The 11,246-nt window shown below is 67.3% G+C and carries 11 protein-coding genes; 5 read left to right on the forward strand and 6 right to left on the reverse strand.

Annotation, left to right across the window (positions count from 1 at the left end; translation table 11 throughout):
* Positions 1-97: 97 nt before the first annotated feature.
* Together NE2_RS34065 and NE2_RS34070 are read left to right on the forward strand one after the other, a co-directional pair.
* Positions 98-625 (forward strand): peptidylprolyl isomerase, encoded by a 528-nt coding sequence (locus NE2_RS34065; protein ID WP_062965673.1) that lies wholly within the window; start codon positions 98-100, stop codon positions 623-625.
* Positions 626-639: 14 nt separating this feature from the next.
* On the forward strand, positions 640-1,509 hold the full coding sequence (locus NE2_RS34070) for a rhomboid family intramembrane serine protease (protein WP_084494526.1): 870 nt from the start codon (positions 640-642) through the stop codon (positions 1,507-1,509).
* A 39-nt stretch (positions 1,510-1,548) separates the two neighbouring features.
* On the opposite strand, the gene NE2_RS34075 is transcribed toward NE2_RS34070, so the two are convergent.
* Positions 1,549-1,959, reverse strand: coding sequence for a PH domain-containing protein (locus NE2_RS34075; RefSeq protein ID WP_063032849.1), 411 nt, complete (start codon positions 1,957-1,959; stop codon positions 1,549-1,551).
* A 231-nt stretch (positions 1,960-2,190) separates the two neighbouring features.
* The gene (crgA, locus tag NE2_RS34080; protein WP_030516702.1) at positions 2,191-2,454 is read right to left on the reverse strand and encodes a cell division protein CrgA; all 264 of its coding nucleotides are present in this window, start codon (positions 2,452-2,454) and stop codon (positions 2,191-2,193) included.
* Between the two features lie 82 nt (positions 2,455-2,536).
* Here crgA and NE2_RS34085 point away from each other — a divergent pair, with 82 nt between their 5' ends.
* The 3 genes from NE2_RS34085 to NE2_RS34095 all read left to right on the forward strand — a co-directional run bounded on the left by NE2_RS34085 (position 2,537) and on the right by NE2_RS34095 (position 4,484).
* A complete protein-coding gene (locus NE2_RS34085; RefSeq protein ID WP_063032840.1) occupies positions 2,537-3,175 on the forward strand; it encodes an aminodeoxychorismate/anthranilate synthase component II in 639 nt (212 codons plus the stop codon).
* A 92-nt stretch (positions 3,176-3,267) separates the two neighbouring features.
* Complete coding sequence (locus tag NE2_RS34090; RefSeq protein WP_063032841.1) at positions 3,268-3,981, forward strand: RibD family protein; 714 nt, start codon at positions 3,268-3,270, stop codon at positions 3,979-3,981.
* A complete protein-coding gene (locus NE2_RS34095; protein ID WP_231509332.1) occupies positions 3,978-4,484 on the forward strand; it encodes a deaminase in 507 nt (168 codons plus the stop codon). The genes NE2_RS34090 and NE2_RS34095 overlap by 4 nt, the downstream gene beginning before the upstream one ends.
* Positions 4,485-4,640: 156 nt before the next feature.
* Here the strand turns inward: NE2_RS34095 and pknB are convergent, their stop codons facing one another.
* From pknB to NE2_RS34115, 4 genes are all read right to left on the reverse strand, one after another.
* Entirely contained in the window at positions 4,641-6,545 is a 1,905-nt protein-coding gene (gene pknB, locus NE2_RS34100) for a Stk1 family PASTA domain-containing Ser/Thr kinase (protein ID WP_063032843.1), read from the reverse strand.
* Entirely contained in the window at positions 6,542-8,047 is a 1,506-nt protein-coding gene (locus NE2_RS34105) for a protein kinase domain-containing protein (RefSeq protein ID WP_063032845.1), read from the reverse strand. Before NE2_RS34105 ends, pknB begins: the two co-directional genes overlap by 4 nt.
* A gap of 82 nt (positions 8,048-8,129) precedes the next feature.
* Positions 8,130-9,596, reverse strand: coding sequence for a peptidoglycan D,D-transpeptidase FtsI family protein (locus NE2_RS34110; protein WP_063032847.1), 1,467 nt, complete (start codon positions 9,594-9,596; stop codon positions 8,130-8,132).
* Positions 9,593-11,077, reverse strand: coding sequence for an FtsW/RodA/SpoVE family cell cycle protein (locus NE2_RS34115; RefSeq protein ID WP_036525362.1), 1,485 nt, complete (start codon positions 11,075-11,077; stop codon positions 9,593-9,595). The genes NE2_RS34110 and NE2_RS34115 overlap by 4 nt, the downstream gene beginning before the upstream one ends.
* Between the last annotated feature and the right edge of the window lie 169 nt (positions 11,078-11,246).

Here is an 11,246-nt window from a genome sequence, read left to right on the forward strand (position 1 = left end):
GACCGCGCCCGAGGCGGCGGCCGCCATCGACGACGCGGCGCACACCGGCTAGGCGCGCCCCGCGAGTACAGACAGCCGACATGGCACGATATTCGGCGTGACCTCACCGAATCAGACAGCCGTGGCCGTCCTGCACACCAACCTCGGCGACATCAAGATCTCGCTCTTCGGTAACCACGCCCCGAAGACGGTGCGCAACTTCGTCGGCCTGGCCGACGGCAGCGCGGCCTACACGACGAAGAACGCCGGCGGCGGCACCTCCGGACCGTTCTACGACGGCAGCGTATTCCACCGGGTGATCGATGGCTTCATGATTCAGGGCGGTGACCCGACGGGTACCGGCCGTGGTGGGCCGGGATACGAATTCGCCGACGAATTCCACCCCGAACTGCGCTTCGACCGTGGCTACCTGCTGGCCATGGCCAACGCCGGACCCGGCACCAACGGTTCGCAGTTCTTCATCACCGTCGGTCCGCAGCCGCATCTGAACCGTCGCCACACCATCTTCGGCGAAGTGGTGGACGCCGATTCGCGCAAGGTCGTCGATGCCATCGCGACCACCGCGACCGACCGCAACGACCGGCCGAAGGAGCCGGTCGTCATCTCGAGCATCACCCTGAGCTGACCCATCGGAGTTTCGTGAATCCGCAACCGCCCGCACCGACCTGCTACCGCCATCCCGATCGCACCACCGGACTGGCATGCACGCGGTGCGGGCGGCCGGCGTGCCCCCAATGTCTGCAACCAGCCGCCGTCGGACAGCATTGTGCGGAGTGTGTCGCGCAGGGCCGCACCGATATTCGGCCGGTACAGCCGACCGTCGGCGGTCCGTTCGCCACCGCTCGCCGCACGCCGTATGTCACCTATGCGCTGATCGCGATCAACGTCGCGGTCTTCGCCGTCACCGCGAGTCAAGCGCACAGCGTCACCGACAATCATCTGTCGCGGCTGTTCTACGACTGGGTGCTCGCACCGCAGTGGGTTGCCCAGGGGCAGTGGATTCGCGTCCTCGGTTCCGGATTCCTGCACTACGGGCCGCTGCATCTCGTGGTCAACATGTTCGCGCTCTACATTCTCGGCCGCGATACCGAACTCGTGCTGGGACGTTCGCGCTTCCTCGCGATCTATCTGGTGTCGCTGCTCGGTGGATCGGCGGCGGTCATGTGGCTGGCGACCGATTCCGCCACGGCCGGTGCCTCCGGCGCCATCTACGGTCTGTTCGGCGCGATGACCGTGATTCTGCTGCGGCTGCGCCAGAGTCCGGTGCAGATGCTGGTGTTGATCGCGATCAACCTGCTCATCAGCGTATCCCTGCCCGGCATCTCGCTATGGGGCCACCTCGGTGGATTGGTTGCGGGCACGCTCGCCGCCGCCGGAATCCTGTTCCTGCCGGAATGGCTGCGGGCGCGCACGCGGGATTCGATCCGATGGATCGGATGGGGTGCGGTAGCCGGACTCGCCGTCCTGGCGCTCGCACTGATCGGTGCGGGTGCGGCGGCTCTCGCCTGATTCGGTGGCCGCCTGATTCGACCGCGGCCCGCCCGGCCGTCAGCTGGTGCGGGGATCGGCGGGAACGAGACCGTGCACGGTCAGCACGTCCAGGACGTCCTGAGGATGGGTACCGAGATCCCAGCGGCCGAAGATCACCAGCCGTTCCTCACCGTTGTGGTCGACATCGAGTTCCAGATTGGGGATGCTCCGGCCCAGCCGTCGGAAACCGACGACCCGTGCCCGCAGAATCTGCTCGGGCCCGTAGCTGACCGGGCCGAACAGGCCACGAACCACCAGGTGGGCCGGTTTCCCCGGCACGACCGTCAGGCGCGGGCGTTGACGGAAGCCCAGTCCGGCCATGCACAGCAGCAGTGCCGCACCCAATCCGATCAACAGCCGACTCGGTGCGTCGGAGGCGAACGCGGCGGCCACGGCCAGCGCCACTCCGCCGAGGGTGACCGCGGCCAAGGCGGGCGCGGGAGTGGACCACTCGAGCCGGGGCGCCGACTCGGAACTGCCGAATTCCGGGCTGGATCCCGGGCGGTCGGACTCGGGGTGTTCGGGTGGTGTGCTCACGGTCCCCAATTGCTCCTCGAGTTGTCCACAGAGTCATCCACAGGTGTGCATGAATCACACGCGTGTAATAAGGATCAACGCCCGTGCGACAGCGCGATCAACGCCACCCGCGCGACAGCGCGATCAACGCCACCGCATCGTCATGATCAGGCCGATGACCATCAGTCCGAAGCCGATGAGGAAGTTCCAGGCGTTCAGATCGCTCATCCACTGGATGTGGTCGGCGCCCAGGTAGTAGACCAGCAACCATGCCAGGCCGGCCAGCATGAAGCCGAGCATGATCGCCACATACCAGACCGGCGACGGACCGCCCTTCACCTTCACCGGGGTGCGGCTGGTCGGGTTGATCGTGTAGTCGGTCTTCTTGCGGACCTTCGACTTGGGCATGACGTCCTCGTATTCGGCGTGCAGGTCTGCCTAAAGGCTATCTCAGCTGCGTATCGGTGGTGGCGCCACGTACTCTCGAACCATGCGTGTTCTGGTCGTCGACAATTACGACAGCTTCGTATTCAACCTGGTCCAATATCTGGGCCAGCTGGGTGCCGAGGCGACCGTCTGGCGCAACGACGACTCCCGGCTGCAGGACACCGATGCCGTGGCCGCCGATTTCGACGGCCTGTTGATCAGCCCGGGCCCGGGCACCCCGGACCGCGCCGGCGCGAGCATCGAACTGGTCCGCGCGTGCGCCCGGAACCGGACTCCGCTGCTCGGGGTGTGCCTGGGACATCAGGCGATCGGAGAGGCGTTCGGCGCGATCGTGACTCGTGCCCCCGAGCTGCTGCACGGCAAGACGAGTTCGGTCTTCCACATCGGTTCCGGGGTGCTGGCCGGGCTGCCCGACCCGTTCACCGCCACCCGCTATCACTCGCTGACCGTGCTCGAGGACACCTTGCCCGGTGATATCGAGGTGATCGGGCGGACCGAGAGCGGCATCGTGATGGCCATGCGGCATCGCGAGCTGCCGATTCACGGTGTGCAATTCCATCCCGAATCGGTGCTGACCCAGGGCGGGCACCGGATGCTGGCGAACTGGCTCGAGGTGTGCGGCGAGCGGCCGGCCGAGGGCTTGGTCGAGACGCTCGAAGCCGAGGTCGCCGCGCTGGTCTGACGGGCTCGTAGCGCCGCACGCGAAAGCCGTACCGTGACAAGGAGTTTGCGCATGCATGAGCCCGGTGCGGTCGTCGTGACCCGGCGGCGCTGATGGCTCGGCCCTATGTGGTGCTGTCGGTGGCCACGAGTGTCGACGGATATATCGACGACACCGGCCCGCAACGACTGCTGCTGTCCAACGCGGAGGATTTCGATCGCGTCGACCAGGTGCGTGCCGAGGCCGACGCCATTCTGATCGGCGCCGAGACCCTGCGGCGCGACGATCCCCGGCTGTCGCTGAGCAGTGCGCGGCGGCGCGAGGCTCGGATCGCGGCGGGAAGATCCGAATTCCCGGTGCGCGTCATCGTCACCGCGAGCGGTGAACTCGATCCCGGACAGCGGCTGTGGAAACAGGGTGGGGAGCGACTGGTCTATACGACCACGGCCGGGCGTGCGCGGCTGGGCGATCGGCTCGCCGGCCGCGCCGAGGTCGTCGCCCTCGGCAACTCCGTCGATTTCGGCGCGCTGCTCGACGATCTGGGCGAGCGCGGGATCGGCCGCCTGATGGTCGAGGGCGGCGGCCGCATCCACACGGCCTTTCTCGCGGCGGATCTGGCCGACGAACTGCTGATGGCGGTCGCCCCGGTGCTGGTCGGCGACAGCGGGGCCCCGAAATTTCTGCATCCTGCCGACTTTCCCGGCGGTTCTCGGCGCAGAATGGCTTTGGTGGATATCACTCGTCTCGGCGATATCGCAGTGCTGCGTTATCTGCCGAAGCAGACACCGTCCGATGGGAGTTCGCCGACGATGGAACACTCACAGTGACAACCGAATCCGATGCGTGGGAGTCGGTCGAATCGGCCAGCCGTGTTCCCGGCCGGCCGGGGGCGCACCGATTCTGGATGCATCACGCGATCGGCCTGGCCCGCCTGTGCCCGCCGAGTGCCACCGCTTTCTCGGTCGGCGCGGTGATCGTCGGCCCGGACGGCGTGGAACTCGCGCACGGCTACTCCCGCGAGACCGACGCGAAGGTGCACGCCGAGGAATCGGCGCTGAACAAACTCGGCGCCGACCCCCGGCTCGCCCAGGCCACCATCTACAGCACGCTCGAGCCGTGTTCCACCCGGGCCTCGGTCGGCCGCGCACCGTGCGCCGACCGCATCCTGGCCGCCGGAATTCCGCGCGTCGTCATCGCGTGGCGGGAACCGCGCACCTTCGTGGAGAACTGCGTCGGCGTGGAGAACCTGCGCGAACACGGCGTCGAGGTGGTCGAACTTCCCGACCTGGCCGAAGAAGCCATGTCGATGAATCGCCACCTCGCGCTGTGATCGCGTATCGGACCGCCCTACAGCACCTCGTACTCGAAATACCAACCGTCCCGGCCGGGGATCTGGTGAGCGTCGAGCCGACGCTCAGTCATACTTCTCGCCGGTCGTTCGGATCGCTGTTCCGCGGGAGGAAGGATGTCCGAGCCGCCCGAGGGATCACGGTGGGGCGAGTACACCGGTGACGATCGTGATCGCAGCATTCTTGTCCACCGACGAGCCGGGTGCGGGCTGCTGATCGATGACACGACCGATCTGCGTCGCGTCGAAGGTGCCCTGAGTGGTCTGGCTGATCTGGCTCACGCTGCCGGCCCAGCCTGCCGAACGCAACTTGTCCACAGCTTGTGACGGAGTAAGGCCCGTCAGTGACGGCATAGTGATCTGATTGCTGGAGACCTGGACGGTGATGGTCGAACCCTTGTCCGCGCTCGAACCGCCGGCCGGGTCGGTGGCCAGCACTTCACCGGAAGGCTTGGAGGACGGAACCTTCTGAATGACTACCTTCAAACCGGCACTCTTGGACAGGGTCGGTTCCGCGACGCTGATCTGCTGACCGACGACATCGGGTACGTACACCTGATCGGGGCCCTTGCCGAGCGTGATCGTGACCTGGGATCCGGCATCGATCTTGGTGCCCGGAGCCGGGGACTGGGTGATCACCTTGTCTTTGTCCTCGGGACTCGACGCGGCCCGCTGGATCTGCGGATCCAGCGCCAGACCGCTGGCATTCAGATTTTGTTCGGCCTGCTGCTGCGAAAGCTTCGCCAGTTGCGGTACCGGGACCTGTTGGGGACCGGTCGAGATCTGAAGGGTGACCGTAGAGCCCTTGTCGACGCGGGCACCCCCGAGGGGCTGGGTCGCGACTACATTGCCGCTGGCGACCTTGCCATCCGGTTTCGGCTGGACGGCCACATTGAAACCCAGTTTTTGGAGGTCGCTGCGCGCTTGCTCCGCCGGCTGATTGGCCAGATCGGGGATCGCGACCTGATCGGGCCGGCTGCCCGGACCGATCAACACCCAGAACAGCGCGACCAGCACCGCGACCACCGCGGCCGCGCCGATGCCGATCCACAACTTGCGTCTGGCCCCGTCGGATTCGGGTTCCGGCTCGTCGTCGTCGCCGTCGTTGCGCTCGACCGTGCGGTAACTGCGCGGTTCGGGATCCATACTGCCGAGGAAGGTGGTGCGGTCCTCCTCGGTCATCACCATCGGGGCCTGCGGCTTCTGGCCGCCCAGCACCCGGATCAGATCGGCGCGCATCTCGGCCGCGGACTGATAGCGGTTGGCCGGATTCTTGCTCATCGCCTTGAGGATGACCGAATCGAGCTCGCGCGGTACGCCGGGATGAACCAGCGACGGCAGCTTCGGATCCTCGCGGACATGCTGGTAGGCGACCGCGACCGGCGAGTCACCGGTGAAAGGTGGCTGTCCCGTGAGGATTTCGTACAGCACACAGCCGACGGAGTACACATCGGACCGGGCGTCGACCTGCTCGCCGCGGGCCTGTTCCGGTGACAGATACTGCGCGGTGCCGATCACCGCGGCGGTCTGGGTCATCGGATTCGAGCTGTCCGCGATGGCGCGCGCGATGCCGAAGTCCATCACCTTCACCGCACCCTGGCGGTTGATCATGATGTTGGCCGGCTTCATGTCGCGATGCACGATGCCGTTCTTGTGGCTGAAATCCAGTGCGGCACAGACATCGGCGATGATCTCCATCGCCCGCCGCGGCGGCAGCGGCCCCTTGCCGCGCACGATATCGCGCAGCGTCTCGCCGTCGACGTACTCCATCACGATGTAGGGCAGCGGGCCGCCGTCCACCTCGGCCTCGCCGGTGTCGTACACCGCGACGATCGCCGGATGGTTCAGTGCCGCCGCATTCTGCGCCTCGCGCTTGAACCGCAGATAGAACGTGGGGTCGCGAGCGAGGTCGGCGCGCAGCACCTTGATCGCCACGTCGCGACCCAGCCGCAGGTCACGAGCCTTGTGCACCTCCGACATACCGCCGAATCCGATGATCTCGCCCAGTTCGTAGCGAGAAGACAGATTCTTCGGGGTCGTCATGGCATTCCTTGTGAGGAGGTTTCAGGGTACCTACTGCTGTCGGCTTCGTGCGTACCGCCGACCCCCGGCAGTGAATCGCCGGCCCCCGGCAATGGTAGGTCGAGCGAGGGGTAGGACGGGCGTGTTGTGGGGCGTGTGGTGCGGGTCGGCCGCTCCCGGGTGGTGGTGGTCGTCGGCGGTGCCGTGGTGGTCGTGGTCGGCGGGGGTGTCGTCGTCGTGGTCGGCTCGGGAGTCGTCGTCACCACCGGCGGCGGGGCCGGTTGGGTGGTGGTGGTCGGCTCTTCGGTCGTCGTCCACACCGTGGTCGGCGGCGGGGGCGCGACGACGGAGGTGGTCGACTTCACCGGCGACACCGTCGAATCCGGCGCCTTACCGCTGAGCAGCACCCAAGCGGCCAGGCCGCCGAGCAGCACCGCGCCGGCGCCGAGCCCGGCCATCACCTTCTGACCGGTGGTGAATCCCGACTTCTCGCCGTCCTCGTCCGGGCCGCCGGGACCCGGCATCATGGCCGTCGAACCCGCCGCCGCGCCTACCCGGGCCGGTTCGGCGGTCGGGTAGCGGACGGTCGCGCCGTCGTAGTCGTTGCGCGGGATCACCGAGGTCGGACCGGGCGGAAGTACGCGAGTCGCACCGGTCTGCGGCACCGCACCTCCGCGCGGCGGCGGTGGGCGTCGACCCGCCCGGACCGCGGCCACGGCATCGGCGAATTCGCCGCCGCTGTGGTAGCGCCGCGTCGGATCCTTGGTCATCGTGATGTCGATCAGCTCGCGCACGTTCGGCGGCAGATCGGCCGGCATCGGTGGAGGCGCCTCACGCACATGCTTCATCGCCACCGTCAGGGCACCGTCGCCGGTGAACGGCCGATGGCCCGACAGCGCCTCGTAGCCGACGACGCCGAGCGAGTACACATCGCTGGCCGAGGTGGCGTCCTCTCCGGTGGCCTGCTCGGGGGCGATGTATTGGGCGGTGCCCATCACCATGCCGGTCTTGGTCACCGGTGAGGCGTCGACTGCCTTCGCGATGCCGAAATCGGTGATCTTCACCTGACCGGTGGGGGTGACCAGGATATTGCCGGGCTTCACGTCGCGGTGGACGACGCCCGCCGCATGGGCGACCTCGAGGGCGCGGCTGGTCTGTTCCAGCATGTCCAGCCCCTGGCCGACCGAGAGCCGGCCGAGCCGGTTCAGCACCGCGTTCAGCGGTTCGCCCTGGACCAGCTCCATCACCAGATAGGCGGTTTCACCACCCTGTGGATCGTAGGTCTCGCCGTAGTCGTAGACGCCTGCGATGCCGGGGTGGTTGAGCTGGGCGGTGGTCTTGGCCTCGGTCTTGAACCGATGCCGGAACGTCGGATCCGCGGAGAATTCGGCCTTGAGGACCTTCACCGCGACCCGGCGGTCCAGGCGGGTGTCCAATGCCTCCCACACCTGGCCCATACCGCCCGTGGCGATCAGACGTTGCAGCCGATACCGATCGGCGATCAGGGCACCGTTGTTCAGCATGGCCGCCCCCGTCGGTAGGTTCGCCGATCACGACGTTGTTGCATATCCACCTGGGGTCCTGGTCCTCGCTTACTCATTGTTCTCAGCCCCCCTGCAATCCGGCATCCAGCACCGCCCGTGCCACCGGCGCCGCCACCGATCCACCGGTCGCCGCCAGGGCACGGTCGCCGCCGTTCTCCACGATGACCGCGATCGCGATCTTCGGGTTCTGCGCCGGCGCGAACGCGATGTACCAGGCGTGCGGCGGGGTGTTGCGCGGGTCGCTGCCGTGCTCGGCGGTGCCCGTCTTGGAAGCGATCTGGTATGGCCGCGGCTGGGTGCCCCCGGCCGTGGCCTTCTCCGAATCGATCATCAGCCCGGTCAGCTGGCTGGCCACCGGGGCGCTGATCGCCTGCCCGACCGACACCGGTTTGGTGGTGGACAGATCGCGCAGGTCGGGACCCTGGGTCCGGTCGACCAGATGCGGTTCCATCCGCACACCGCCATTGGCTACGGTAGCCGCGATCACCGCATCGTCGAGCGGGGTGAGAGCCACGTCTCGTTGTCCGATGCTGGTCTGCGCGAGCGCCGCGTTGTCCGGAATCGGCCCGACCGTGCTGTCGGCCACCGGAATCGGAATGCCCGAATGCGGGCCGATGCCGAAGGCCGCGGCCTCGTCCTCGAGTTTGGCCGCACCCACCTTCATGCCGATCTCGGCGAAGGCGGTGTTGCACGAGAGCCGGAACGCGTCGTGCATGGTCGCGGTCGCACCGCCGCCACACGGGGTGCCGTTGTAGTTCTCCAGCGTGGTGTTCGTACCGGGCAGGGTGATGTTCGGCGCCGCGGTGAACGCGTCCTCCGGCTTGATCCCCATCGACAGCGCGGCCGCGGCGACGACGACCTTGAATGTCGAACCGGGCGGATATGTCTGCGACACCGCACGATTCAACATCGGCTGACCGGGGTCCGCGCTCAGCGATTCCCAGGCCTGGGTGGCACGCGCGCCGTCGTGCGTGGACAGCTGGTTGGGGTCGTAGCTCGGTGTCGACACCATGGTCAGGATGCGGCCGGTACTCGGTTCGATGGCCACCACCGAACCGGTGTAACCCTTGCTGGTGAGCTGGTCGTAGGCGACCCTCTGCATCATCGGATTGATGGTGGTCACCACATTGCCGCCGCGCGGATCGCGTCCGGAGATCATATCGATCAGGCGGCGGCCGAACAGCGCGCTGTCGGACCCGTTGAGCACGGAATCCTCGGAACGCTCCAAACCGGTGCTGCCGTACTGCATCGAATAGAAGCCGGTCACCGGGGCGTAGGCGGAGGGGTCGGTGGGATAGGTGCGCAGATACTTGTAGCGGTCGTCGGTGGCCACCGAACTGGCCAGCACCGTGCCGCCCGCCGAGATCTGACCGCGCTGGCGGCTGTACTCGTCGAGCAGGACCCGGGAGTTGCGCGGATCGTTGCGCAGGCTGTCGGCCTTGATCACCTGGACGTACGTCGCATTGACCAGCAGCGCGACGATCATCACCATGACGGCCATCGCGACCCGGCGGAGCGGGGTGTTCATGCCGGCTCTCCCTTCTCGGGTCGGGGCGTCTCGGCGCGGATCATCTCGGTCTGCGCTTCGGCGATCGGCGCGGCTTCCCGGCGGCGAGCCGGCGCCGGCGCACGAGCGGCGTCGGAGATCTTGACCAGCAACGCCAGCAGGGCGTAGTTCGCGAGCAGCGAGGAGCCGCCGTAGGACACGAAGGGGGTGGTGAGCCCGGTCAGGGGAATCAGTTTGGTGACGCCACCCACCACCACGAATACCTGAATGGCGATGGTGAACGCCAATCCGGCGGCGAGCAGCTTGCCGAAACTGTCGCGGACCGCCAGTGCCGTGCGCAGGCCGCGCACCACGAAGACGGCGAACAGCATCAGCATCGCGGTGAGCCCGATCAGGCCCAGCTCCTCACCGATGGTGGCGACGATGAAGTCGGTCTTGGCGAACGGCACCTGCGAGGGCCGTCCGCTGCCGAGTCCGGTTCCGGCCAGGCCGCCGGTCGCGAGCCCGAACAGCGATTGCGAGATCTGGTAACCGGTGTTGTTGTAGTCGTCGAACGGGTGCAACCACGTCGACACCCGCACCCGCACGTGGCCGAAGGCGTTGTAGGCGAGGAAGAATCCGAGCGCGAGCAGTCCGGCGCCGACGATCAGCCAGCCCACCCGTTCGGTCGCGATGTAGAGCATGGCCAGCACGGTCGCGAAGATCAGCAGCGAGGTGCCGAGGTCCTTCTCGAAGAACAACACGACCAGGCAGGCCGCCCACACCAGCAGAATCGGGCCGAGGTCGCGCGGCCGCGGCAACTCCATCCCCAGGACGTGGCGGCCGGCAGCGGTGAACAGATCGCGCTTGGCGACCAGCACCGAGGCGAAGAAGATGATCAGCAGGATCTTCGCGAACTCACCCGGCTGCACACTGAAACCCGGTAACCGGATCCAGATCTTGGCGCCGTTGGTTTCGGAGAACCTCCCGGGCAGCAGCGCCGGGATCATCAGCGCCACCAGGCCGAGCAGACCGAGCGTATAGCCGTAGCGGGCCAGGGTGCGGTAGTCGCGCAGCAGCACCAGCACCGCGATGAACAAGGTGATCCCCAGCGCTGTCCACAGCACCTGTTGATTGGCGTCGGGGGAGGGGATCGACCACGAATTGTGGATCGCGGTCTGCTCGTCGGCGAGATCCAGGCGATGGATCAACACCAGCCCGAGTCCGTTGAGCAGCGCCGCGATCGGCAACAGCAGCGGATCGGCGAACGGGGCGAACCGCCGCACCGCCAGATGGGCGACACCGAACAGCGCCAGATAGGCGAAACCCAATTTGGCCAGATCCCAGGTGATTTCCTGATCCTGACTGGCCTCCACCAGCACCAGCGCAACCGTGGTGATGACCACCGCGAAACCCAGCAGCAACAGTTCGACGTTGCGGCGGGTCGAGGGTGGCGGCGCGGGAGCGAACCCGCCCGGTGGACTGGGGAACGCTCCAGCGGACGGCGGTGCCGGTGCGGACATCAGTCCGCCTTCCTGCAGTTCTCCCCCGGAGTCTGAGGGGCCGGCGCCGCGGTGGTGGGTGCCGGCTGCTCGGAATGGGCGGGGGCATTGGTCGGGTTCGGCGCGGCCGTACCCGGGGTGTTGGGCGCGGGGGAGGGTGCGGGCGTGGCGGGAGCCGGGCTGCCCGGGG

It is taken from the genome of Nocardia elegans NBRC 108235, from assembly GCF_001612845.1.
Lineage (GTDB): Bacteria > Actinomycetota > Actinomycetes > Mycobacteriales > Mycobacteriaceae > Nocardia > Nocardia nova.

Bases quoted from the DNA above. Each gene is read 5' to 3' on its own strand.
- NE2_RS34090 (WP_063032841.1), top strand. From the start codon at position 3,268: ATGGCTCGGCCCTATGTGGTGCTGTCGGTGGCCACGAGTGTCGACGGA.
- NE2_RS34110 (WP_063032847.1), bottom strand. From the start codon at position 9,596: ATGAACACCCCGCTCCGCCGGGTCGCGATGGCCGTCATGGTGATGATC.
- NE2_RS34085 (WP_063032840.1), top strand. From the start codon at position 2,537: ATGCGTGTTCTGGTCGTCGACAATTACGACAGCTTCGTATTCAACCTG.
- NE2_RS34115 (WP_036525362.1), bottom strand. From the start codon at position 11,077: ATGTCCGCACCGGCACCGCCGTCCGCTGGAGCGTTCCCCAGTCCACCG.
- pknB (WP_063032843.1), bottom strand. From the start codon at position 6,545: ATGACGACCCCGAAGAATCTGTCTTCTCGCTACGAACTGGGCGAGATC.
- crgA (WP_030516702.1), bottom strand. From the start codon at position 2,454: ATGCCCAAGTCGAAGGTCCGCAAGAAGACCGACTACACGATCAACCCG.
- NE2_RS34105 (WP_063032845.1), bottom strand. From the start codon at position 8,047: ATGCTGAACAACGGTGCCCTGATCGCCGATCGGTATCGGCTGCAACGT.